Annotated in this window: 28 protein-coding genes; 13 read left to right on the top strand and 15 right to left on the bottom strand. The window is 62.0% G+C overall.

Going from position 1 to position 23541, the window contains the following annotated elements; translation table 11 throughout:
• Positions 1 to 15 precede the first annotated feature (15 nt).
• The 3 genes from GJB56_RS19075 (at position 16) to GJB56_RS19085 (ending at position 1597) form a co-directional block, all read left to right on the top strand.
• Positions 16 to 363, top strand: a complete 348-nt coding sequence (locus GJB56_RS19075; RefSeq protein WP_113682644.1) for a plastocyanin/azurin family copper-binding protein — start codon at positions 16 to 18, stop codon at positions 361 to 363.
• Positions 363 to 686: a cupredoxin domain-containing protein gene (locus GJB56_RS19080; protein ID WP_092764752.1), complete on the top strand. Its 324-nt coding sequence runs from the start codon at positions 363 to 365 to the stop codon at positions 684 to 686. The genes GJB56_RS19075 and GJB56_RS19080 overlap by 1 nt, the downstream gene beginning before the upstream one ends.
• A 74-nt stretch (positions 687 to 760) precedes the next feature.
• Positions 761 to 1597 (top strand): hypothetical protein, encoded by an 837-nt coding sequence (locus GJB56_RS19085; protein WP_019745579.1) that lies wholly within the window; start codon positions 761 to 763, stop codon positions 1595 to 1597.
• A gap of 95 nt (positions 1598 to 1692) precedes the next feature.
• On the opposite strand, the gene GJB56_RS19090 is transcribed toward GJB56_RS19085, so the two are convergent.
• From GJB56_RS19090 to GJB56_RS19115, 6 genes are read right to left on the bottom strand one after another with little or no spacing between them, the layout of a single operon-like run.
• On the bottom strand, positions 1693 to 2382 hold the full coding sequence (locus tag GJB56_RS19090) for a SanA/YdcF family protein (protein WP_019745580.1): 690 nt from the start codon (positions 2380 to 2382) through the stop codon (positions 1693 to 1695).
• A 25-nt stretch (positions 2383 to 2407) separates the two neighbouring features.
• The gene (locus GJB56_RS19095) at positions 2408 to 4141 is read right to left on the bottom strand and encodes an ABC transporter ATP-binding protein (protein WP_113682645.1); all 1734 of its coding nucleotides are present in this window, start codon (positions 4139 to 4141) and stop codon (positions 2408 to 2410) included.
• Complete coding sequence (locus GJB56_RS19100; protein ID WP_230091015.1) at positions 4138 to 5940, bottom strand: ABC transporter ATP-binding protein; 1803 nt, start codon at positions 5938 to 5940, stop codon at positions 4138 to 4140. Before GJB56_RS19100 ends, GJB56_RS19095 begins: the two co-directional genes overlap by 4 nt.
• Positions 5941 to 5963: 23 nt before the next feature.
• Positions 5964 to 6311, bottom strand: a complete 348-nt coding sequence (locus GJB56_RS19105; protein ID WP_021331818.1) for a plastocyanin/azurin family copper-binding protein — start codon at positions 6309 to 6311, stop codon at positions 5964 to 5966.
• 10 nt (positions 6312 to 6321) lie between these two features.
• A complete protein-coding gene (locus tag GJB56_RS19110) occupies positions 6322 to 7884 on the bottom strand; it encodes a multicopper oxidase family protein (RefSeq protein WP_113682647.1) in 1563 nt (520 codons plus the stop codon).
• Positions 7881 to 8903 (bottom strand): ABC transporter substrate-binding protein, encoded by a 1023-nt coding sequence (locus tag GJB56_RS19115; RefSeq protein WP_113682648.1) that lies wholly within the window; start codon positions 8901 to 8903, stop codon positions 7881 to 7883. The genes GJB56_RS19110 and GJB56_RS19115 overlap by 4 nt, the downstream gene beginning before the upstream one ends.
• A gap of 146 nt (positions 8904 to 9049) precedes the next feature.
• Between GJB56_RS19115 and GJB56_RS19120 the strand changes: the two genes are divergently transcribed.
• The gene (locus GJB56_RS19120) at positions 9050 to 9781 is read left to right on the top strand and encodes a TetR/AcrR family transcriptional regulator (RefSeq protein ID WP_113682649.1); all 732 of its coding nucleotides are present in this window, start codon (positions 9050 to 9052) and stop codon (positions 9779 to 9781) included.
• A gap of 64 nt (positions 9782 to 9845) precedes the next feature.
• Here GJB56_RS19120 and GJB56_RS19125 read toward each other — a convergent pair whose 3' ends face one another.
• Positions 9846 to 11009 carry an alpha/beta hydrolase family protein gene (locus GJB56_RS19125; protein WP_113682650.1) on the bottom strand — a complete coding sequence of 388 codons (1164 nt, stop codon included), beginning with the start codon at positions 11007 to 11009 and terminating at the stop codon, positions 9846 to 9848.
• 175 nt (positions 11010 to 11184) lie between these two features.
• On the opposite strand from GJB56_RS19125, the gene GJB56_RS19130 reads away from it, so the two are divergent.
• On the top strand, positions 11185 to 11625 hold the full coding sequence (locus GJB56_RS19130) for a VOC family protein (RefSeq protein ID WP_113682651.1): 441 nt from the start codon (positions 11185 to 11187) through the stop codon (positions 11623 to 11625).
• A 21-nt stretch (positions 11626 to 11646) separates the two neighbouring features.
• Here GJB56_RS19130 and GJB56_RS19135 read toward each other — a convergent pair whose 3' ends face one another.
• The gene (locus GJB56_RS19135; RefSeq protein WP_031333823.1) at positions 11647 to 12246 is read right to left on the bottom strand and encodes a TetR/AcrR family transcriptional regulator; all 600 of its coding nucleotides are present in this window, start codon (positions 12244 to 12246) and stop codon (positions 11647 to 11649) included.
• 75 nt (positions 12247 to 12321) lie between these two features.
• Complete coding sequence (locus GJB56_RS19140) at positions 12322 to 13755, bottom strand: FUSC family protein (RefSeq protein ID WP_113682652.1); 1434 nt, start codon at positions 13753 to 13755, stop codon at positions 12322 to 12324.
• A 58-nt stretch (positions 13756 to 13813) separates the two neighbouring features.
• Here GJB56_RS19140 and GJB56_RS19145 point away from each other — a divergent pair, with 58 nt between their 5' ends.
• Positions 13814 to 14329: a MarR family winged helix-turn-helix transcriptional regulator gene (locus tag GJB56_RS19145; protein WP_113682653.1), complete on the top strand. Its 516-nt coding sequence runs from the start codon at positions 13814 to 13816 to the stop codon at positions 14327 to 14329.
• A 1-nt stretch (position 14330) separates the two neighbouring features.
• Here the strand turns inward: GJB56_RS19145 and GJB56_RS19150 are convergent, their stop codons facing one another.
• Complete coding sequence (locus tag GJB56_RS19150; RefSeq protein WP_069145498.1) at positions 14331 to 14735, bottom strand: PaaI family thioesterase; 405 nt, start codon at positions 14733 to 14735, stop codon at positions 14331 to 14333.
• Between the two features lie 118 nt (positions 14736 to 14853).
• Here GJB56_RS19150 and GJB56_RS19155 point away from each other — a divergent pair, with 118 nt between their 5' ends.
• Complete coding sequence (locus tag GJB56_RS19155; RefSeq protein WP_069145497.1) at positions 14854 to 15297, top strand: winged helix-turn-helix transcriptional regulator; 444 nt, start codon at positions 14854 to 14856, stop codon at positions 15295 to 15297.
• 2 nt (positions 15298 to 15299) lie between these two features.
• Here the strand turns inward: GJB56_RS19155 and GJB56_RS19160 are convergent, their stop codons facing one another.
• The 4 genes from GJB56_RS19160 to GJB56_RS19175 all read right to left on the bottom strand — a co-directional run bounded on the left by GJB56_RS19160 (position 15300) and on the right by GJB56_RS19175 (position 17486).
• Positions 15300 to 15755: a PPOX class F420-dependent oxidoreductase gene (locus GJB56_RS19160; protein ID WP_007729721.1), complete on the bottom strand. Its 456-nt coding sequence runs from the start codon at positions 15753 to 15755 to the stop codon at positions 15300 to 15302.
• Positions 15756 to 15788: 33 nt separating this feature from the next.
• Entirely contained in the window at positions 15789 to 16232 is a 444-nt protein-coding gene (locus GJB56_RS19165) for a hypothetical protein (RefSeq protein WP_442792726.1), read from the bottom strand.
• A gap of 211 nt (positions 16233 to 16443) precedes the next feature.
• Positions 16444 to 17259, bottom strand: coding sequence for a DUF72 domain-containing protein (locus tag GJB56_RS19170; RefSeq protein WP_069145496.1), 816 nt, complete (start codon positions 17257 to 17259; stop codon positions 16444 to 16446).
• Between the two features lie 44 nt (positions 17260 to 17303).
• The gene (locus GJB56_RS19175) at positions 17304 to 17486 is read right to left on the bottom strand and encodes a hypothetical protein (protein ID WP_007729726.1); all 183 of its coding nucleotides are present in this window, start codon (positions 17484 to 17486) and stop codon (positions 17304 to 17306) included.
• Positions 17487 to 17567: 81 nt separating this feature from the next.
• Between GJB56_RS19175 and GJB56_RS19180 the strand changes: the two genes are divergently transcribed.
• The 5 genes from GJB56_RS19180 to GJB56_RS19200 all read left to right on the top strand — a co-directional run bounded on the left by GJB56_RS19180 (position 17568) and on the right by GJB56_RS19200 (position 21394).
• The gene (locus tag GJB56_RS19180) at positions 17568 to 17888 is read left to right on the top strand and encodes a GYD domain-containing protein (protein WP_007729728.1); all 321 of its coding nucleotides are present in this window, start codon (positions 17568 to 17570) and stop codon (positions 17886 to 17888) included.
• A gap of 44 nt (positions 17889 to 17932) precedes the next feature.
• Complete coding sequence (locus tag GJB56_RS19185) at positions 17933 to 18781, top strand: LLM class F420-dependent oxidoreductase (RefSeq protein ID WP_175413801.1); 849 nt, start codon at positions 17933 to 17935, stop codon at positions 18779 to 18781.
• A 75-nt stretch (positions 18782 to 18856) separates the two neighbouring features.
• Positions 18857 to 19606 (top strand): SDR family oxidoreductase, encoded by a 750-nt coding sequence (locus GJB56_RS19190; protein WP_069145493.1) that lies wholly within the window; start codon positions 18857 to 18859, stop codon positions 19604 to 19606.
• Between the two features lie 62 nt (positions 19607 to 19668).
• Positions 19669 to 20133: an RrF2 family transcriptional regulator gene (locus tag GJB56_RS19195; RefSeq protein WP_113682654.1), complete on the top strand. Its 465-nt coding sequence runs from the start codon at positions 19669 to 19671 to the stop codon at positions 20131 to 20133.
• Between the two features lie 118 nt (positions 20134 to 20251).
• Positions 20252 to 21394 carry a GGDEF domain-containing protein gene (locus tag GJB56_RS19200; protein ID WP_020971004.1) on the top strand — a complete coding sequence of 381 codons (1143 nt, stop codon included), beginning with the start codon at positions 20252 to 20254 and terminating at the stop codon, positions 21392 to 21394.
• Between the two features lie 26 nt (positions 21395 to 21420).
• Here GJB56_RS19200 and GJB56_RS19205 read toward each other — a convergent pair whose 3' ends face one another.
• Positions 21421 to 22305: a helix-turn-helix transcriptional regulator gene (locus tag GJB56_RS19205; RefSeq protein ID WP_113682655.1), complete on the bottom strand. Its 885-nt coding sequence runs from the start codon at positions 22303 to 22305 to the stop codon at positions 21421 to 21423.
• Between the two features lie 167 nt (positions 22306 to 22472).
• Between GJB56_RS19205 and GJB56_RS19210 the strand changes: the two genes are divergently transcribed.
• A complete protein-coding gene (locus tag GJB56_RS19210) occupies positions 22473 to 23510 on the top strand; it encodes a zinc-dependent alcohol dehydrogenase family protein (RefSeq protein ID WP_113682656.1) in 1038 nt (345 codons plus the stop codon).
• The last annotated feature ends 31 nt before the right edge of the window (positions 23511 to 23541 follow it).

Here is a 23541-nt window from a genome sequence, read left to right on the forward strand (position 1 = left end):
TGGAGAGAACACCTCATGAAGAAACTCGTTCCCGCTTTCCTGGCCGCGTGCGCCGCCCTGAGCCTCACCGCCTGCAGTAGTGATGCCGGTGCGTCGTCGGACGAACCTGCAGTCGTGATCGAGGTGAAGAACATGGCGTACACACCGGCATCGGTCACCATCGAGAAGGGACAGACCGTCGAATGGAAGTTCGACGTCAGCGGACTCCCCCACGACGTGGTCGGCAACGGTGATCTCGACGGGAAGCTGAAGAGCGAGTTGCTCACCGAGGGAACCTTCTCGTACACGTTCGACGACGCCGGCACCTTCACCTACCACTGCACGCCCCATCCGATGATGGTGGGCACCGTGATCGTTCAATAGTGAGGAGGTGGATCGTCGGCTTCGGCCTCGCTGTCGCGGCGACGTTTGTCCCAGCTTGCGGCACAGAAGATCCCGTCCCCGACGTGGTGGTCGAGATCAGCAATGTTCAGTTCAGCCCGATGGACGTCACCGTGGAACACGGCGGCACCGTCGAGTGGCGCTTCGACGACGGTGGACTCCTGCATCATGTGGAATCACCCGGCCTGTTCGACAGTGGTATCACCGGAGACGGAACGTTCCGGCACACGTTCGAGAGCGTCGGCGTCTACGAGTATTCGTGCTCCGTCCACCCGTACATGATCGGCGTCATCACAGTGCTGTGAACTCTGGCTCATCACTTTTCGCCGCGACTTCGGCTCAACACTTTTCCTGAACCACAAACACTTCGGAGGATCTGATGACTACTGTTCTCTCACACGGCCCACTGCAGACCGATGTCCCTGACATCCGGCCGACCCTTCAAGGCTCGGTCGGCACCGCGACCCGTGTCAGCCTCGTCGCTGCGGGCGCCGCTGCGGGTGCCGGCCTCGCACTCGTGGCCACGCCATCTGCGACAACAGCTTTGACCACAGCTGTTATCGGCGCCGGACTGGTTACGTCGCTGGCCGCGAACTGGTCGACCTGCGGAATGTCCGTCGCCGGAGTTGTTGCCGCGCCGAAGCAGGTCGATCGCAAGGGATCCTCTACTCCCGTCCGCCGACTCGGCTGGCACGCTCTGGGTTCGGTCACGACGGGAGCCGTCACCGGGGCATTGATCGGCGCTCTCGGTGCGGCGATGTCCGGGTACGTCCCGATCGGCTGGGCGCTGGGCGTCTGGGCCGTCGTCGCGGTTGCGTACGGGCTGCACGAGTTGGGTGCGGTGAGGATGCCGACTCCAATGCGGCGCCAACAGCTTCCGCGCCATCTGCGCCGCACAATGGCGCCCTGGAAAGTCTCGCTGATCTTCGGCGCGATCATCGGTCCGGGATTTCTGATCTTCATCCGCTCGAGTGCGTACTACCTCCTGGCACTCGGCGTCATGGCTTCGGGTTCACCGGCTCTCGGGGCGGCGCTGTTCACGGTCGTATCCCTTGGCCGCTGCATGCCCAGCCTCGCGGCAATCGTGCACACCAAGCGTGGTGGCTCGATGCCGGGATTCCTCTCGATCATGTGCGTCGTGGACCGTCGCGTGCAGAGCGTCACCGGCGCGGCATTGATCGCACTGGGAGCATTCGCCGCCGCAGCACTGATCTGACTGTCGAGCTAGCACCCTTCACCTCGAGTGAACACACGCTCCGACTCTCCGGAGCGTGTGTTCACTCGACAGAAACCGTGCGCACTCACCCCGCGTCAGGGAATCGACAGCGCCACCTGGACCGAGTCCTCCGACGGCGACGTCACCTTTGCGTCCCGACTCCAGAGCATGTCCAGCGCTGCCTTGGGCTTGGCAAGAACCCACTCCCGCGCGGCGTTCTTGATCAGCGTCGGAGTTGCGCACCCGCAATCGCTGTTCACACCGTCTGCGTCGATGCCGACGTCTCGGCACAACGCAACAGCGCGGGGCACGTGATACCCCTGAGTGACGATCAACGCCTTGGTTACCCCATACGTATGTATGGCCCGAAAGCAGGTGTCGTAGGTGTCGAGGCCGTACGGATCCCCCACGATGCGACGCTCATCTATTCCCTGCTCCACCAGGTAGTTCGTCATCGCCGCGATCTCGTCACCCGAGCCGCCGTTCGCGTCGCCGGAGACCAGGACCGCTTTAGCCTTTCCCGCTTCCACCAGTTCGACTGCTGCGTCCAGCCGCCCTTTCAGGAAAGCCATCGGCTTACCGTCCTTGATCTGCGCGCCCAGCACGATCACAACCGGAGCGTCGGGAGCATCGGCGGCGTCTGACGTATGTCCGGCCGACGCCACGGAGATCCACACGATCGAGCCCGCGTAGACAACTGCTCCGAGCACCGCAATGCCTGCGACCCAACGAGGCCACCTGCGCTTGCGCGGCGGTTTCACTGGATCTGCAGCGGCTTCGTCCATTCGTCGATCAAACCACACGGTTTGCTCATGGCTCGAGTGCTCGGTCGATCCTCCATCCCTCCGCGCCACTGCGCTCGGCCCACAGATCCGAGTACTTTCCACCTCGCGCGATCAGGTCTTCGTGGGAACCGACCTCCTCCACCCCTCCGGCTTCGAGGTAGACGATGCGATCTGCTCCCTGAATAGTCGACAGGCGATGAGCGATGATCACCACCGTTCGACCACGGGCCAATCGGTGAATTGCCTCGGTGATGGCGACTTCGTTCTCTCCGTCGAGGGCGGAAGTCGCTTCATCGAGAAGAACAATCGGAGTGTCCTTGAGGAATGCCCGCGCAATCGAGACCCGCTGACGTTCACCGCCGGACAGCAGTGATCCACCTTCACCTACCCTGGTCTCCTCACCGCTCGGCCAACGGTCGATCACTTCGCCTAGCCTGGAATCCACCACTGCTTGACGGACCTCCGACTCGGTGGCATCCGGCCTCGCCAACCGAACGTTCTCCAGGATGGTTCCGTCGAACAGGTAAACCTGCTGTGAGACAGTCGATATCCGAGACATCAATGCTCTCGTTCCGATGTCGCGAACATCGGCTCCCCCGATGGATACCGCACCTTCGTCGACGTCCCAGAATCTGGAGATCAGCCGAACCAGAGTTGTCTTTCCGGAACCGGAAGGACCGACCAGAGCAGTGACCGAGCAGTCCGGGAATTCGAGGCTCACGTTACGAATCACGCGATCCGGGCCGTAGCCGAAGGAGACCGAATCGAACCGAATATCATACGACGTAGGCTCTTTCGGCACCTCAGGCTCCGCCAGCACCGGTACATCGATCATCTCTCGGACAGATCCGAGCGACACCCGGGCCAGTGAGATACCTTCACCGAATCGTGCGAGCATTTGCATCGGCTCCACGAACCTCACGACCAACACGAGAACAACGATCACGCTTGCTGTGTCGATGGACCCGGTGGTGACCAGCAGTGCCGCCAGAACCAGCACGGTGAGAAAGGCAACCTGAACGACGATCATGAACCGCACTAGATACTTGTCGACCGATCCGATTTCCTGCAGGTGTGCGTCCCGGTTGGACACAAGAGCTTCGTCCAACCGAGTCCAGCCTTCGCCACTCTTACCGGCCGAACGTAGAACTTGCTGCGCCTGTGCATAATCGACGACGCGCGATGCCAACTCGGATTCGCTCTTGCCGATCGCCTCGTATTCGGGAACAACCGCCCGTTGCACGTTGCGGTAAGCCCGAATCCCCAGTGGAACGAAGACGACCATCGCGAGAGACAGTCGCCAGTCCACAAACAAGACAGCGATCGCCACTGTCGCTGGAGTCACCGTGACGGTGACGAGTTGCGCGATGATCATTCCCGGGATGCTCATCAAGATAGCCGTGCCCTCGGTGACCAGGCGAGTGAACGCTCCACGGTTTGCCTTGCTGAACCACCCGAGCGGAACCTGCACCAAGTGCTCACCGAGGCGATGCATGATTCCACCGGCAAAACCCTCGATTCCGATGCGGTACGCCCGATTCTCGGCGATCCACCGTACGGCGCCACAGGCCACCGCCACGAGAGCAGCCGTGACAACCCACGGCACTGCGGCGTCGTAATCGCCGCGAACCACCGCTTTCAGGATCGGAATCATCAGTGCAAAGACGACACCCTCGAGTATCCCGGCGAGCGTGAAACCTGCTATCTGACCTCGCATCCCATTGTCGCGCCCGAGGATTTCGTCCAGGTCTCGAATCATTGCGGCGCCTTTCGCGGAGAGATGTCTTCGACGAGGGGGTTCTGGAGCGCCCACATCCGCGCGTAGGTTCCGCCGAGCGCCGACAACTGTTCGTGCGTACCTTTTTCCACGATCCGTCCGGCGTCGAGAACGAGTATCTGATCGGCGTATCGGACGGTGTGCAGTCGATGAGCGATCACCATCAGGGTGCCGCCGTCTGCACTGATCTCGCCCAGTGCGCGTTGAACGGCCGATTCACTGTGGGGATCGGCCTGCGAAGTCGCCTCGTCCAGGATGACGATCGGCGGGTTCTGAAGGATGGCGCGGGCGATCGTCAGGCGTTGCTTCTCCCCACCCGACAGCTCACCGCCCGAACCACCACCGATCTCGGTGTCATACCCGTCCGGCAGTCGCATGATCACGTCGTGAATCTGCGCCCGCCTCGCCGCTGTCTCCACTTCCAGATCCGTTGCATCCGGTCGACCGAGCCGAATATTCTCGCGCACGCTGTCCCGCAGGAGCACAACATCTTGGAAGACGATGGCCATCGATCTCAAGACTTCACGACTGGACTGATCTCGTAAATCGCTTCCGCCCAGTCGAATAGACCCGTCCGTCACGTCCCAGAACCGCGGAAGTAGACGCGCCAAAGTGGTCTTGCCGGAGCCGGAGGGGCCAACGATCGCGGTCACGGTGCCCGGTTGCATCTCGAAGGAGATGTTCTCGAGGACGCGCTGCCCAGTGGTGTATTCGAAGCCGACGCTGTCGAATTCGACCAAAGTGCTGCGAGCAGGCACTGCATCCTGAGGTTCGGCCAGCTCTGGTTCGCCGAGGATGCTCTCGACGTGAGTCGCTCCCAGTTGGCCTTCGCGGTAGAGGTTGGCCATCGTTCCCATGTGCAGAACCGACGACGGAACACCGATTCCGACGACCAGAAAGGCAACAAGAGCTACCGGGGTAATCCAACCCCCGGACAACATTGCAGTTCCCGTCGCCGTGATGACCACGATGAGTACCGCCGGTGAGAGGAGGATCGACATCGCGACCACCGGCCTTCCCATCCCCGACATCCAGCGCACGCACACCGCAACCATCGAATCGACAGCGCTCGAGTAGCGCGCGAATGCGCGACTCCCACTCCCGTACGTCTTGACAACCTCGATACCGTCGCCCAGTTCTACTGTCGCAGAGGTCAATGTCGACATCGCAAGATTCCACGAGTCGACGTTCGTTCGATAGGCTCTGCGCATCGACGGCGCGGCAAGAGCTAGACACACTCCGATGTAGCCGACCAAGATCAGGCTGAACTTCCAGTCCATCGCCACCAGATAGATCAGGGCCACTATCGGCGACAGGATCGCGGGTACCACGTCGGCGGGAAGGTGAGCGACGAGAAGATGCATCCGCTTCACGTCGTCGGTCATCGCCTGCTTCACTTCACCGGTGCCACCATTTGCAAACCACCCCAGAGGAACTCGGGACAGATGCCGAGCGATACGCGAGCGGATCGAGTATTTGAAATGCGCGTCGGCGGTGTGGCACACGGTCAGCGCTGCGTTGTAGACGACAAAACCGAGAATTGTGCCCGCTGCACCGATTGCGGCCCACAGCCAGACCAGGTTCAACGACGAGTCGGTCAGGAGCACCCGCGCGATCTCGACCACCGAAACGTAGGGCAGGAATCGTAGCGGCACCGACAGCGCCGACAAACCCGCACCCAGGAGCAGGCGATTTCTCACGGGAGCGATCATGCGACCCAAAGCGTCTCGGTCGACCAGACCAGGCGAGTCTTCGAAGGCCACAGTCTCCTTCACTGTCATCGAGTTCACTGTCATCGAGTTACTCACTCTTCGACGATGATCGTGCCGGTCATGTTCGGATGTGGTGTGCACGTGTAGGTGAACGTTCCGGCTTTGTCGAAGGTCTGACTGTAGGTTCCGCTTCCTTGGAGATCGCTCTTGATCCCCAGCTCGGCGAACACGACATCGTGCGGCATTCCCTGGTCCTCGAAAATCCACGTGACCGTCTGTCCTGTGTGCACAGTGACGGAGTTCGGTGAGTACGCAAGGTTCTTCACCGAGATCTCGACCGGCGCTTGCTCGGTGGAACCCTGTGATTCACCTCCGCACGACGTCAGCGTGAACACCGCTGCAACAGCGATCAATGTGGTCAACCCGGTGCGAACTGACATTCTGCTCTCCTCATCGAACGTAGTGGAGGTCGGCAGTCATCCCGGCCTCGAAGTGGTACGCGTTGTGACAGTGGAACATCCACCGTCCTGGATTGTCGGCGTCGAAGTCGATCGCCAATTGTGCACGCGGAAGTACGATCACGGTGTCTCGGCGAAGCCCGCCGTACGAGGGAACCGAGAAGGTGTGCCCGTGGGTGTGCATCGGATGCCACATATCGGTGTTGTTGTTCATGACGATTCGTATTCGCTCGCCCTGCTTCATGATCAACCGACCCGCATCGGCGCCCGCCATTCCCCAGACGTATCGATCCCCGGCCTGGATGAGATCGACCGAATACTCACGATCCGGCACCCTCTGTTCCCACGCGCCCGACGGTCGAAGCGTCGGTTCCAGAACGAGTCGACCGCCGGACCCTGACAGCACTGCAGGAGAAGTCAGGTCGACGCTCGCTACCGAATCCGGAGTCCGAAGCAGGCACGCGGCGCCACCTGGCTTCCCTTCCACCTTCGCGGCGATAGGCCACGAACCGGACTGCACCGTCACCAATACGTCGTATCGCTGCGCGGGTGCGATCAGAATCTCGTCTCCGGCTGTGTAGGCGATGTCCTGCCCGTCAGCACTGACAACGGTCAACTCGTGCCCGGCGACCGAGAAACGGTACGGAGTCTCCGCCCCGGCATTGATCACCCGCAATCGAAGCCGTGTTCCGGCCGCTGCACTGACGACGAAGGGATCTTCCACAGGCCGTCCGTTGATCAGGTGCAGTGGATACGTGATGTGCGTTGCCATTCCACCGAGCGCCTCGGAATTACCGTGACCGCTGGCGAGAAGTTCTGCGGCAGAATCAATCTCTGCATCATCGACTTCCGGTGGAGCTCCGCCGTGCCCGTGGTGTCCTCCCTGCACGTCCGGTGACAATGCGCGAAGCACTGCATCCGGGGTTGTTCCCAGCCCGTCGAGCCAGTCGTCGATCACGATGACGACGTCCTCGTCGGCTCCGGTCCGGTCGTTCGGGTCCTCGACCACGAGTGCACCGAATAGCCCTCGATCGGCCTGCAATCCTGAATGGGAGTGGTACCAATATGTTCCGTGATCCGGGGCCACGAAGTCGTAGGTGAACTCGGTACCTGGTCGGATTCGTTCCTGGGTGACCGGTGGGACACCGTCCATGTCGTTGCGGATCGCAATGCCGTGCCAGTGCACCGAGGTCTCCGTCGGAAGGTCGTTCTGCAACCGAAGGTTGAGCCGGTCTCCCTTGGAGATTCGAATCTCCGGCCCCACCGCTTCTGCACCGTACGACCATGTGTCCACCCCTCTGGCGCCCAGACTCACCCGAGCGGGTGCAGCTGTCAGATTCCGTTGGACTGTGTGCCCGCTACGAAATCTGGCCTGTTCGGCAGCACGTACTTCGTCGTCGAACGGTGAAATCTCAGAACTGGTTTCGTTCGCCGAGCCACGGCTGCACGCACTCAATGCCACAGAACCCAAAGCCGCAGAACCCACAGCCGCAGAGCCGAGAGTCACCGCTCCCCATCGCAGAGCCAGGCGCCGACTCAACGCACTCGAACTCATGCCGTCAGCGCCGTGAATTCCTGATAGCGCGTCGCGGCAACAGCTTCGGTTCCGGTGCCGGTCAGATTGCCGGCAGCCATGGCATCCATGTCCTCGATCATCCAGAAAGTGGCGAAGGGATGAGTGGCGAGCCACATGTCTCCGTTGATCTTGGCCACTCGGTTCTCCTGCACCGCTGAAAGACTCGAGAACCCGGGAACACCGGCAACCTTGCCGAACTCGTACACGCCCTCGTCGAACACGGCTACGATCCGAGCATCCTGCGCCGGGATCGCCTCGTCGGACAGGGGCGCATACGGCAGTCCTCCAGCGGCATTCGCTCGCTGGGATTCCGGACGCCCGAAGCCGCTCTCCGCCAACAGCAACGACGGCGGCGCCTGCTCGGTGGTGGTGGCAAGGATTCCAGAACTGCTCATCAACACCGACACGGTGTTCGCTTCACCACCGGACCGAGCAGAGACGTCAGCGATCTTGCTCTCCAAAGCGACAGTCAACTTGTCGGCAACCGACTGACGATCAAAAGCGCGTCCGAAGAAGGCAAGATTCTCACGCCACGGAGTTGTGACGGCCGGGACCGGCACTGTGGGGACGGTCGACGCGAGGGAGTCGTAGTAGCTCCGATCGCCCATCGACGTGAAGATGACCAGTCCAGGATCCTGGGCGAGGACCTGCTCGATCGGGGGTGCACCGAGCGGCGGCACCGTGACCACCTCGGTACCCGCTGACGCCAAGATGTCCTGGCCGATCTCCGATCCCCACGACGTGAAGACCACGTCAGGGGTGATGCCGACGGCAAGGAGACCGAGTGCGGCGTATTCGTCGAGGGAAACAATTCGCCCGAGGTCGCCCGGAACCGACGTCTCACCGAATTCGTGGGACACAACATGCGTTCCCTCGGCAGGTTCCGTCGTCGGTCCCGCCTCACTCGAGCTACAGGCGGCCGCAGTCAGGGCAACGACACTGACCAGCAGCGAAGCACCCAGCCTCGATAGGTAACCGGGTCGCGTTTTCAACTTCATGGTGTCCTTCAGCTTCGAATAATCGGGGGTTCGCTACAAATCGGAGCATTGCTCGGATTTGGCAAGTAAACCTCACCTAAGTTCATCCGTCAATCGGTTGCGTCGACTACGCGACCCGATCCGACGCCGCTAAGCTCGGTCGGACCATGACTGCGCCATCACCTGACAAGAAGTCCGCCGCGAAATCACAGCGCCGCCGGAGTTACAACACCGGGATAACTGCGGACGCCGTGCTGACCGTGGCGCTCGGGCTCAGTCGCGAGCACGGAGTCGAGGGCTGGTCGCTGCGGCAGCTGCTCAGCGAACTCGATACGTCGTTCTCCGTCGTCTATCGACTCGTCGGAGATCGGGACGCACTCTCGGCTGCGGTGGTCGACAGTGCGGTGTCGGCCGTGAACGTGCCATCCGCACAAGAAGATTGGCGTCAATGGCTGACGCATCTGCTCTTGCAGATGCGAGAGGCCTTGATCGAGTGTCCAGGCGCGGCACAGTGGCTGCTGATGAACGGAGTTGCCACCCAGCGCAGCCGGGAACTCATGGAGGCCGGATTGGCTTCACTGACCGCCGCCGGGTTCGGGGAAGAAGCCGCTCAGGCTTACACCGTCGCCTTCACTTCGACAACCACACTGATTGCCATGAACGACGCCAGGCGCATTCCCAGCGGACAGCGTTCACCCGATCACAGCGCGATGCTGGAACGCCTGAGCAACGACGGACCCTCAGATCCCCGTTCATCGATGGAGACACTGATCGGGAAATTTGCCGGTCCACCGGATGCTGCGGAAGCAACACGGGCAGAACACTATCGCTACACACTCGACCGTGTCCTCGACGGTCTAGAGGCGCGACTGGACGCAATCAAAGAGTCACACAAATGACCGCGGGGTCGCTGTCGCACTTGTGCGACAGCGACCCCGCGGATGATCTGGATTCTCGGTATGCCTAGCGGAACAGGTTCGCGACGAACGGAATCGTGTCAGCCTGTGATTCGACCAAAGCGCCGCTGTGATCGGTGTTGTAGGTCTTGAACGTGACCGGTTCACCGTTGGCGACCAACGCTGCAACCAGCGAAAGTGCAGACGATGCAGGGACATCGACGTCAAGCAGGCCCTGGCCGATAAAGATAGGGCGGTCGTATCCACTGGTCGGTACACCCATGTAATCGTTCAGCAGACCCTGGAAGTTCGGGATCTGACTGAGCGGGCGGGAGAAGATGTCACCGAGGACCAGATCCTTGGATGCCTCGTCCAGGTCTGCGGCGCAGAGCTTTTCGGCCGAGTCGACCTTTTCCCTTCCCAAGTCGTTCAGGTAGGAATTCAAGTCGATCTCGGGGTGCGCTTCCCGCAAGCCCGCGAGGATGTAGAGCGCGTACGACGTCAACCCGCCGCCGAGGGCGATGGGAGGGAAGCCCGGACCGGCAGGCAGGAGGGTCAACTCGATGTTGGCCGGCACTCCGGTACCCACGCCACCGCGGTAGTCGAGCGAATCCCCTCCGTACTCGGTTGCGTAGCGGGCCGTCGTGATGGCCGCACCGCCGCCCTGCGACTGTCCGACCACTGCCCAACGATTCGAGATGGAGGAGTCGATGACCCGGGCCGCCTTGACCGAGTCGACTACGCTGTGCGCCTCCACCTTTCCGTCGAGGTACGGCATCAGCCCTGGTGTACCCAGACCGACGTAGTCGGTGGCGACGACGGCGTAGCCCTCCGAGAGCCAGCGCCCCAGGTACGGGTAGTCACGTTCGGGCAGGCCGGGACCGACCAGCGAAGGGGCACAGGAATCGTCGAGTCCAGTGGTGCCGTGCGCCCAGGCGATGACGGGCCAACCACCTTCCGGTGCCGGGCCGGCCGGGACGTAGTACGCGCCACTGCTCAGCGCGGGCCCGCCGTTGGAACCGATGGTCCAGTACGTGAATCGCTTGGCGTCGGCGGTACCCGGAATCCACAGATCCTTCGGTAGCGGCTCACTCGACACCACAGTGCCGGTGGCTTGCGAGGCGCTCGGCGCCTGCGCGGACGCGATGGGCGCAGCAACGGCGGAGCCGATCGTTGCAGCACAGAGGGCTGCGATGGATATGCGGGCAAACGACTTCGACTCGAATTTCACGTCTGACGACTCCGGTTCGTGCGGTGGGCGACCTCGTTGGACGTTATCGTAGATTTTGTTTAACCGATCGGTCAAGCAAAATCTTGCAGCTTTGCGACACGTACATGTCGAGATCCCGGCCCCGACTCCGACCCAGTATCGAACCGGCACGAAGAAACAGTAGGAGGATGTGTCCATGGCACACGTACAGCGTTTCGACCACATCGGCATCACCGTCGCGGACCTCGAATCAGCGACGGCGTTCTTCGTCGTTCTGGGTCTCGAGGTGGAGGGCACCGGATCCGTGGAGGGCGAGTTCGTGGAAACCGTCTGCGGTATCCCTGGAGCCAAGTGTGAAATCGCCATGCTGCGCCCTCCGGGCGAAGGGTCACGGCTCGAGCTCTCGTCCTTCGTCACGCCCGACCACGTACCCGGATCGCCTGCTCCGATGGCCAACGAGATCGGTCTGCGCAACGTGTCTTTCGAGGTGGGCGATCTCCAGGCGGCGGTCGACGCGGTGGCTGCGGACGGTTACGGGCTCATCGGCGGGATCGGCGAGTACGAGAACAGCGTGCGCATGGCCTACGTGCGTGGGCCGGAAGGGATGATCGTGTCCCTGTTCGAGCAGATCGCCTGAAGCGTCACGGCAATCGGACCGTCAGATCGCCTTCCACGAGCTGACCAGAGCGCCCATCGCGGCCGCGAATTCGGCAAACGCCGCGTCGATTCTGACGCGGTCACCGGTCGTCACGAGATCGAGCGTCAACCCCCGAATCTGCGCCAACACGATCGTCGCGTAGCGATCAGCGCGATCGGGCGGACATCCATGCGCGAGCGCAGCTTCCGTCAAACCACCCAACCAGTCCCCCACCACATGATCGAGAAACTCGCGATACCGCTCCGGATGCAACAACGCCTGTCCGTAGATCTCGAACATCAAGCGAAAGTTCGGCAACGATTCCGCTGATGTGCGCCTATTCCAGTAACTCGTCAACATCTCGACGATGTCGGTCCCGGAAGAGATGTCGAGAGAAGAGCTGTCTCGCAGGGTTGCGACTACTTCAGTGAGTAGTTGTTCCTTCGAACCGAAATGGTGGATGAGTGTCGCATGGCTGATCCCCAGGTCCTTGGCCAACGGCCGCATGGACAGTTCACCGACGCCGTTCGCCGTGACATACGCGGTTACCTGCTCGAGCAATTCGGCACGGCGATGCTGGTAACGCAGTTTCCGGCCGTCGATCGGCGTGCTGTCCTCCACCTGCAGGAGCCTACGCAGTACCGGAAACACAGCAGTACCGGAAACACAGCAGTACCGGAAACACAGCAGTAACGGTTACACAGTGACGTGGTGGCGATCCGATCGACTGATCGTGACAGCAGCGACGACGATACCGATCACCACGCCGATGAGAGTGTCTGCGACGCGAGCCACTGCCGCTTCGGTCCCGATCGGGGCACTGAAACCGATGAGAAGCAGTGCCAGCGGAGTGACGGCGAGTGACGTCAGCGCATAGTTCTTGATGACGAGCAGCTCCGCAGCAGTCTGCAGAATCACGATCACGGCAACGGCTTGCCAGTAGCCGAGTGTCAAAGCGATGAGCCCAGCGGCCACGACGGCGCCACCGACATTTCCCACCAACCGCTGAATCCCGCGCTGGACGGTCTGCTTGTAGTTCAGTCCCTGCATCGCGGCGATGGCACCCATCGACGCCCACAGCGGATGCTCCAACCCGGCTCCTGCCGCGAGCCAACCGGCCAGAGCCGAGGCCGCCACGATGCGGAGAGCATTCATCCGCACCGGGCGCGAATACAGTCGGCGCAATCCTTCGAAAAAATAGCCCTCGGGTGCGGCAAGCGTGGGCGCCGGCGCGAGGTCGTGTTCGATCATGCTGGAGCGCTTGAGCTTCCGAAGTTCCTTCTCGTGCTGAGCAATACTCCGGATCAAAGTCGCGTCGCCGTGCAACTGCCATTGCTGTACTGCCGCTTCTGCTTCGTCGAGCACTGCCACCAGTTCGCGTCCGTGATCGACGGTCGATTTGATCCGACCGCTCGACGCAATGACCAAGCGGGCGTTGGCAATCGATCCGAGCGCCGGTTCTACTGCGTCTGTGCCGGACTGTTCGAGACGCCCCACCGCGGAGACTGCACGAGCAACTGCCAGACGGGCAGGCCCCATCGGCAGTACGAGCGCTGGGAGCATCGCGGCCACCCAACCGACCACAACTCCGAGCGCACCGGCAGTCACCAGCCTCGCCAGATCATCGACACTGGAGGCATATCCGGCTGCGCCGGTCGCCGCGAAGACGAGGATGACCGGCCCTGGTCCGGTGATCCGGAAGCCCGACATGAAGCAGTACGACGCACCGGCAAGCAACGACAGGATGCCGATCTGCAACCACATCGGAACGCCCACAACACCCATTGCGCCGCCGAAAGCGATGGACACCACCAATGCGGCACCGACCATCGCCAGCTTGCCCGCCAACCGGGGATACGGCTCGTACCTACCGAACGCGGCGCACAGCGCGCCCAAGGCCGCGAAGCCGGCCAACTCCCGATGCCCGAGCAGTCCGCCGACCACGAGGACTACGGCGGTGGCGAGCCCGACCCTGATCGCGGGGGCGATGGTCGCGTCGGCGGATCCGACGCGAAAAGCCGCTCGCCACGTCGCCCCGGAGACCGTATGTGCGATGGCCTCACTCGAATGAGTGAGACGGCTGGGCGTCCTGGCTGCGGTTTCGGTTCGGGTCACCGACTCAGCATACATTTATTTCACCAGTAAATTACTTGTGAAGTAATGTGAATTCTGTCGCTAAGATGGGGCCATGGGTGCGACTGACAGATCCGAAGACGACTTCATCGACAAAGTCCGTCGCGAATGGAAGCGCGCCTACCCGGAGTTCGACACCGCTCCCGTCGAAGTGATGGGCCGGATCGCCCGCATCAACGCGCAGTCTCTTCACCAGCTCGACCGCGCCCTGGCGTCCAGCGGGGTCTCTCGCGCCGAATTCGATGTGATGAGTGCACTCGCTCGCAGTGACCGTCCCCTGCGAGCGAGTGAAGTCACCGCCGTCACGATGGTCAGCGGCGCCGCCACCACAAAACACGCAGACCGTCTGGCCAAGCTGGGCTTTGTCGAGCGTCAGCGTTTCGAACACGACGGACGGGTGGTTCTGCTTCAACTCACCGATGCCGGTCGCGCATTGGTCGAGGCAGAGTTTCCCCGTCGCGTCAAGCGAGACCGTCAAGTACTGACCGGACTCGACGAGGACGAACGCGCCCAGTTGACGGCACTGCTCAAACGAATCTCACGCAACATCGACTCGGGGATCTGGGACTGACCTACTTCGGCAGCGGTACGTTCTGCAATCGCACCTGACCGCGCGCCACCTCTTTGCCCGATTCCGGATCGGTGATGACCACCGACCACAACTGCTGAACGCGTCCCTGCTGAATCGGGAGAGCCACGACGTCCACGCGCCCACCCGTACGCGCCCGCAGGAAATCCGTTCCGTTGTGGACGCCGACGGCGAATTCGCCGCGATCTGCCACTGCAGTGCTGGCTCCGATACTCGCGGCCGACTCGACGGCGGTCGTGTAGACACCGCCGTGGACTACACCCCACGGAGTGTGATGCGCCTCGGACAGATCGATGTGCCCGACGACCTTCGTGCCGGACACCTCGTCCAGTTGCAATCCGGCAGCGCTGACAAATCCGCTTGCTGCCTCGAGATTCAATTCCGTCATGACGACCCCTCATCTGCTCCGTTGGATTTCTCGACCTACCTTCCGCCCTCGAATACATACCGTCAAGTGCTAAGTTGGAATTCCCAACTAACTTTTCCAACTAACAGGGGCCCCAGAGATGACGGCGACAAAAGGACGCAACTGCTCCATCGCCAACGCCTTGGAGGTCGTCGGCGAGAAGTGGTCACTGTTGGTGCTCCGAGAAATCGTCCTCGGGCAACGACGGTTCGACGAGATCGCCGCGGGCACGGGTGCGAGCCGCGACATCCTCGCCGCGCGTCTGCGCACCCTCGTCGAGTCCGACGTCCTCACGAAGCGTCGCTACGAAGACCATCCACCGCGCTACGAATACGTCGCCACCGAATCAGGGAAGGCGCTCTACCCGATCCTGATGGCACTCATGGAATGGGGAGATACCTTTGCGACGACGGGTCCGCCGCCTACCGTCGTCGAGCATCGTTGCGGTGAGATCCTGCACGCCCAAGTTGTGTGCGCACACTGCAAAGAACCGCTGGCCGCCAGAGATGCGCACGTAGTCGAACTCTCGCCACCTGCTCGATAGCGTCAGCGTCCGGGCGGAAACCCGCCTGTTGCGATCGGACCCCAGGAGTCGACGGTGACGCGGATCAGGCTCTTACCCTGCTTGCGCATGGCTTCGCGGTACTCGTCCCAGTCGGGATGATCACCGGCGATGGATCGGTAGTAGTCGACCAACGGTTCCACCGAGTCCGGGAGGTCGATCAACTCCGCGGTTCCGTTCACCTGGACGTACGGACCGTTCCACTCGTCGGAGTGGATACACAGAGACACCGCCGGGGTGCGGCGAACGTTCGCGGCCTTGGCCCGTTCCGGGTACGTGGAGATGACGATCCGGCCCTCGTCGTCGACCCCGCACGTCACCGGAGAGATCTGCAACTCGCCGGATTTCTTCACCGTGACGAACGTGGCCCGATGACGCGGCCTGATGAACTCGAGGAGTTCGGCAAACGAAACACGATCTGCGCTGGCGATCTTGGACATGACCTCAGCCTAATTCGATTTACGAGCTGACGCTCAGGGCATCTCGATGGTCTGAGCACGTGCGATTTCGTCGATTGCACGAATGACGTACGCGCTCTGAGCTTTCTTCACTCCGGTCGACAGACTTCCGATGACCAGAACCGCCGAACGCAGGTACGCGCCGTGCCCGATGCGAAACGAATCGTCCTCCAAATCCGAAATCCCGAGCGCCCCGGTGTAGACCGCAGCGAGCGCCTGCACGTCCAGATCCGGCAGCCACACGATTGTGGACTTGGCGCAGGCAGTAAGCGCATCCTGCACGTCCTCGCTGGACAAGCCGTCCGGATGCGTGTCCTCGAGCAATTCGCGCACGATCGCCGCGTGAACCGAGCTGACCTGCTCGAACGAGAGCCCGCGCAGTTCCTCGACAGCCACGAGCAGTCCGTCACGATTTGCCGCCCGCACCGCGGCGAGTGCGTCGGCCGTGGCATCGGCGATGTCACGGGCGACCTTCGGCCAATGCGTCGGCCAGCTCTGTTCTGGCGTCCGCTGTTCCGGCGTCCGCTGTTCTGGCGTCCGCTGTTCTGGCGTCCGCTGTTCTGGCGTCCGCTGTTCTGGCGTCCGCTGTTCTGGCGTCATCGTGGTATCTCCTCGGTCCTCGCGTTCATGCGGAAGCCTTCCACATCCCACCGACAGGCCAGGCGATCCGTCAGCGCAGCCGCTCCAACAAGGACATTGCGTTGTGCGGCGCAAAGCCTTTCATGTCGTTGTCGAAGTAGACGTACACGTCGAGGCCTTCGTCCATCCAATCCCGAAAGCGCTTGGACCACTTGTCCAGAGCTTCGTCGGTGTACCCACTCGCATACAGTTCCTTGTCCCCGTGCATCCGCACGTAGACAAAATCGGTAGTCGGAGTGGTGATGCGGGGATATCTGCCGGCGGTGTCTGCGACGACAAAACCGATGGAGTGCTCGCGCATCAGGTCCACGGCTTCGTCGGTCTCGAAGCTGGCGTGCCGCGCTTCCACCGCGTAGCGAATCGGCACATCCCTCTCGGTCTGGGCGAACACTCGGTCTTCGGTGAGCTTGTCGTCGTGCTGTGCTGCCAGATCGGCTGCAGCCTGCGTGGTGCGGGGAAGACCGTCGAAGAAGTCGGTCAACCGCTGCGGTTCGAACTGCAGCGTCGGAGGTAGCTGCCACAGGATCGGTCCGAGCTTGGGACCGATGGCGAGTGTTCCGGCGGCGAAAAAGTTGGCGAGTCCGTCACGGGCGTCGAGCAGTCGTTTCATGTGCGTGATGTACCGGCCGCCCTTGATCGCGAACACAAAATCTTCGGGAGTTTCACTGCGCCATTTGGTGTAGCTTTCCGGCTTCTGCAGGGCATAGAACGAGCCATTGATCTCGATCGACGTCAATCTCTCTGCGGCATAAGATAATTCTTTGCGGTGAGCAAGACCTTTCGGATAGAAATCTCCGCGCCACGCGGGATACGTCCACCCGGAGATACCTACCCGAATATCTGCCATCGATTCAGACTAAGCGGCACTCGAGCGTTTTGACACTCCGTGTTTCAAACTCCGGCACTGAGCGCGACGGATACCGGTACGACGGTCAGGCACACCACCGCACCGACGAACAACGCGATCACGAGGCGACGGTCCCACTTTCCGCGTGCACCACTGGCAGCCAGCATGAAGATCACAAAACCCACACACACGGACACGATAGTCACGATCACCGGAGTTCCAACCATGCCGTGATTGTCCCCTACCCATTGCCACCGAGCGCCCTACGGGTACACGATCGAAGTACCCATCCCGAGCAAGGAGTGGAAATGCCGAAATACCTCTGGCAAGTGACGTACTCACCCTCCGGCGCCGCCGGTCTACAGCAGGAGGGAGGCACTGCGCGGCGCGACGCGATAACGCGAATGGTCGAAAGCATCGGTGGCACAGTCGAATCCTGCCACTTCGCGCTGGGCGGTCACGACATGTTCGTCATCGGCAACCTGCCGGACGACGTCGCGGCAGCCGCATTGAGCATTCGCACGGCTGCGGCAGGTGCAGCACGCTCGGAGTCGATCACGCTGCTCACGCCGGAGCAGATCGACGAGGCAGTCAAGCGACCGACCGACTACCGCGCGCCGGGCAAATGACGACGGAAGGAATAGATCCCGGCAGCAGCCGAGTTGCACCCGCTGTGACGGAGACTACGAAAACACCTGACCTGGGCACCTACGGAATCTGGCGAGGAGCGGCTGGTTTGCCGCCCGAACTGGGAACAGCGATCGAGAAACTCGGTTTCGGCACCATCTGGATCGGCGGCTCACCACGCGCCGATCTACGGATCGCCGAGAAACTTCTCGACGCGACCGAGCACATCACCGTGGCGACCGGAATCGTCAACATCTGGTCCTCACCTGCGGCCGAGGTGGCGGAGTCCTATCACCGACTCGAAGCCGCGCATCCGGGGCGATTCCTGCTCGGCGTAGGCGTCGGACATCCGGAGGCGACCGGCGACTACACCAAGCCGTACGCCTCGCTCGTGTCGTACCTCGACGAACTCGACGAGGCCCAGGTCCCGGAATCGCGGCGCGTCCTCGCCGCACTGGGACCGAAGGTGTTGAAACTGTCCGCAGATCGCGCTGCCGGCGCGCATCCGTACCTGACCATCCCCGAACACACCGCCGAAGCTCGTGAAATCCTCGGCCCTTCGAAGATTCTTGCCCCTGAGCACAAGGTTGTTCTGGAAACCGATCCGGAGAAGGCCAGAACAATCGGTCGCCCCGCCGTCGCCAACCCGTATCTGTATCTGCGCAACTACACAAGCAATCTCGAGCGCCTCGGTTTTGCGCCCGAAGAGTTGGCGAACGAAGGAAACGATCGCGTCATCGACGCTCTGGTTGCGCGCGGTACCGCGAAGTCCATCGCGGATCGACTTCGGGAGCATGTCGCGGCAGGTGCCGATCACGTTGCGATCCAAGCACTTCCCGCCGAGGGTGATCCGCTCGCGACCTACGAAGCACTCGCAGCCGAACTCTTCGGCTGATCAGACAACCCTTGACTTGGATAAGTTGTGTCCGAGTATACTTGGACACGACTTATCCGAGTAAAGGAGAAAATCATGAAGATCGTCATTTTCGGAAGCGGACTGATCGGAAGCCAGGTCGCCGCCAAGCTCGCTCACGCCGGGCACGACGTGAAGGCGCTCGGTCGGGCAGACGGGATCGACATCACCACCGGCGCAGGAATCGCCGAAGCAGTCGATGGTGCCGACGTCGTCGTGGATCTGACCAATTCCCCGTCGTGGTCGGACGAAGACGTCTTGGCCTTCTTCCGTGACGGAACCAGCCATATCCTCGCCGCGGAAGAGAAGGCGGGCGTCGGCCACCACCTCATCCTGTCCATCGTCGGCGCCGATCGACTGCCCGATTCCGGGTACATGCGAGCCAAAGTCGCCCAGGAAGACCTGGTCAAAGCCGGCCCGACCCCATACACGATCGTCCGATCGACCCAGTTCTTCGAGTTCGTCGCCGGAATCGCCGACGCCGGAACCACCGACGGCACGGTCCATGCAACACAGGCACATCTGCAGCCCATCGCATCACGGGACGTCGTTTCTCACGTCGCCGAGGTAGTGACCGGTGCGCCGCGTAACGGCACGGTCGAGATCGCCGGGCCCGAACCACTGGGCATCGACGAACTGGTCCGGCGCCTGTTCGTCGTCACCGGCGACAAGCGCTCGGTGATCTCCGACCCCGAGGCCGGGTACTTCGGTGCGAAACTCGACAACTCGGCACTCACCCCGACACCCGGCGCCGACGCATGGATTGCGCCGACAACGTACGACGCGTGGCTTGCCGAGAAGGCCTGACGTCGACCACTCGAGCGACGTCCGGCCCGCATCACGTTCCACCACGTCGATAGAGTTCAACCATGAAGCTTTCCGGAGGCGTGGAGTGGTCACTCCACTGCTGTGTGGTTCTCAGCCAGGCCGAGGGGCCGGTACCCACAGCCAGACTCGCCGAACTTCACGGGGTGTCGAAGACATACCTGGCGAAGCATCTGCGAGCGCTCGCGCACGCCGGTCTGGTCAATCCGACCGAGGGCCGAGACGGTGGGTACGTCCTCACCCGGGCTCCCGAGAAAATCACCGTTCTCGACGTCGTCCAGGCGGTTGACGGCACTGAACCTGCGTTCCGGTGCACGGAGATTCGACAGCAAGGAATCCTCGCCGCTCCACCGGAGCAGTGCCGTTCCGCCTGCGGAATTGCCAAAGTCATGGCCGACGCCGAAAAAGCCTGGCGCGCATCGCTGTCGGGAGTCACGATTGCAGATCTTGCTGCAACCCTGGATCTTCCGGCACTCAGAAAGATCCTGACCACACCGATCGGACCTTAGAGCGGCCCACACCTCACGAGGCATCAATCCATCGTTCAACTATCGGGTACCTTGTTCGGGGATCAAATCTTGACGAAGAATCTTCCGGGAATTTTCGCAAGATCTCGGAGGGGGTTTCATGGGAGTCAGTGGCGCTGCGGGGTTGGGGCAGAACATTCGTCAAACAACTGGACTGTTGCGTCGCTGGTGGTCTCTTGCGTACGACGGTGAATGGTTCCCTCGGTTTCTGGCTGCTCGATCGATGTTGGGGACAGCCAGAGTGGTCGTCACCTTTTGGTGCGCCGTGTTCGTGGCACTCGCCGTACTGGCTCAATTCGTGAAGGGTGGCGCAACCGACCTCCCTGAACGGCTCGCGGCGGGCGCAGCATGCATGATCGCGCTCTACTGCATGATTCGCTGGTCACTCGGACGGTCCTGGCCGAGCCACCACCAATCCGTTCGTTTCATTTCGCTCACCAATATCTGCTTGTCCTTGATACTTCTCGCCGGAATCCATTCGAGCTTCCTGGCGTTGACCGGCGCCGTTCTGTTCGTGGTCGTCGCGAACTATTCGTCGGTATTCCACAGCCCTCGAATAGTCACGGCACAGATCGTCGGCGCGCTGTTCGTCGTTGCCCTACTGACAATTCGCGCTGTAACCGATCCGGATACCGATTCTTCGCTGTCGGTGTCCACTGGATTCGTCATCGGGTGTGTTATCGCGTCCGCCGCGATGACCGTGCATTTCCTCGTCTTGTACTTGACCGACGATGCACGACACTCTTGGCGCGATCCACTCACCGCTGCTCTGAACCGACGTGGGCTGCACAACGTCTGGCAACAGCTGTTCGGTGTCGGCGAACTCCAAGGACACGTTGTCCTCGCGGTGGTGATCGATGTCGATTCGTTCAAGAGCGTCAACGACAAACTGGGTCACGCAGAAGGTGATCGGATGCTGGTGACAGTCGGTCGGCGTCTGAACTCAGCGGTCGGAGAGGTCGGGCTGGTTGCCCGGACAGGCGGCGACGAGTTCGTGATTCTCATGCCCGTGGAGCCACGTCGCATCGAACAAACCGTGGTGGACATTCACAATTCGATATCGCGGCCCGCCGGTCGGCAGTCGATTTCCGTGAGCGTCGGAGCCAGCGTGTGGCTGTCCTCGACAATCCCGGACGCTTCAGGAACCATCGATCGGATACTTGCCGACGCCGACAACGCGATGTATCGAGCCAAGCGACGGGGTGGAGACCAGGTGGCCTGGGCGGTAACGCATCTGAGCTGATCGACAGGTCTACTTGCCGACCGAACTCAGAGCGCCGCTTCGCTGTCGTTCGCCGGATCCAACTGATCCTGGGTTGCCGCCCAACTCGCCAAGAGTTTGAGTGCGTCAGCCGTGGGCGTCCCCGGCGCCGCGGTGTAGACCAGCAGCGTCAGCCCGGGATTGGACGGCAGTTCCATCGCCTCGAAGTTCAGCTCCAGGTCGCCGACGACGGGGTGACGAACCTTCTTGAATCCCGTCCGATGAAAGCGCACATTGTGCTTCGCCCACCGGGTGCGGAATACCTCACTGCGAGTGGCAAGTTCACCGATGAGCTCGGTCAGCGCCTTGTCATGGGGATTGCGTCCCGCTTCCGAGCGGAGCATCGCGGCGATGTCGTCTGCCGCGCGCTCCCAATCTACGAAGAAGTCCTGCGACGCCGGGTCCAGGTACACGAAGCGGGCGTTGTTCGCCGGCCTACGCGGATCAGCCAAGACTGGCGAATACAACGCGCGCGCCATGCGATTGGCCGCCAGCATGTCGTGCCTGGCATTGCGTACCCACGCCGGCGCGTCGGTGATGGCGTCGAGTATCTGCTGAATCGCCGGGCTCACGCCCTTGGGGGCGGGCCGCTTTCTACTCGGTGCGCCTGCACTGGCGGCCTTCACGAGGTCGTACAAATGGGCAGTTTCGGCTTCGTCGAGTTGCAGTGCTCGGGAAAGGCTTTCGAGTACCGAATCCGACGCTCCCGCCAGATTTCCGCGTTCCATGCGCACGTAGTAGTCGATGCTCACACCGGCGAGCAGAGCGACTTCCTCACGGCGCAACCCCTTGACGCGACGGTTTCCGCCGTAAGCCGGGAGCCCTGCCTGCTCGGGTGTGATGCGAGCACGACGGGAGCTGAGGAATTCGCGGATCTCGGCTCGGTTGTCCATGCAGTTCACGTTACTCGAGCGGCGAAGACCGAGGGAGGTACTGCCGTTACCTGGAACAACAGACACTCCCGCGCTCGCGAGGCGCCGCGTTGACTGATTGCAGTCGACCGGTTCACGCAGAAACGTCGACTTCCAAGCACGCGAGACCAGAAGCAAGAGGGGACACCATGCGAGCAACCATCATGTACGGCGCCGGAGACGTTCGGGTCGAGACCGTGCCCGATCCGGTACTGCAGCAGCCGACGGACGCGATCGTGCGGGTCGTCAGGGCCTGCGTTTGCGGCTCTGACCTGCACCCTTACCACAACATGCCGGCAACACCCGGTGGTTCCCCGATGGGCCACGAATTTGTCGGAGTGGTCGAAGAGACCGGTCGCGAGGTGTCCACGTTGAAGAAGGGCGACTTCGTCATCGCCCCCTTCGCCTGGTCCGACGGGACGTGCGACTTCTGCCGCGAAGGCTTGCAGACGTCTTGCCGCCACGGCGGATTCTGGGCCGGAAACGGGATCGGAGGAGGGCAGGCGGAGGCCATCCGAGTGCCGTTGGCAGACGGCACCCTGGTCAAGGCGCCGGTCGGTGAGGACTCCGAACTCCTGCCGTCACTGCTCACGCTCTCCGACGTCTTCGGCACCGGCTATCACGCGGCGGTCAAGGGTGGCGTCAACCAACGCACGACGGTCACGGTCATCGGCGATGGAGCCGTGGGGCTGATGACAGTGCTCTCCGCCAAACGCCTCGGCGCCGAGCGCATCATCCTCATGGGGCGCCACAAGACCCGCACGGATCTCGGTCTCGAGTTCGGAGCCACCGATGTAGTTGCCGAACGTGGGAACGAGGGCATCGAGAAAGTCCGCGAACTGACCGGAGGCGACGGCACTCACGTCGTCCTCGAAGCGGTAGGTCACATGCCTGCCTACGAGCAATCACTCGGAGTTGTCCGACCGGGCGGCGTCATCAGCCGAGTCGGAGTACCCCAATACGAAGAAGCCCCAATCGGATTCGGGACGCTCTTCGGACCCAACATCACGCTCACCGGTGGACCGGCTCCGGTGCGCGCGTACATCGAAGAGCTGATGCCGGATGTGCTCGACGGAAAGATCGAGCCGGGCAAGGTCTTCGACCACACCGTCGGGCTCGACGACGTAGCGGAAGGCTATCGAGCCATGGACTCCCGTGAATCGTTGAAGGTCCTCGTCCGCCCGTAATCCACCACTTGCGAACGTCCACCACTTGCGA

Source organism: Rhodococcus sp. AQ5-07, assembly GCF_009707305.1.
GTDB lineage: Bacteria > Actinomycetota > Actinomycetes > Mycobacteriales > Mycobacteriaceae > Rhodococcus_F > Rhodococcus_F erythropolis.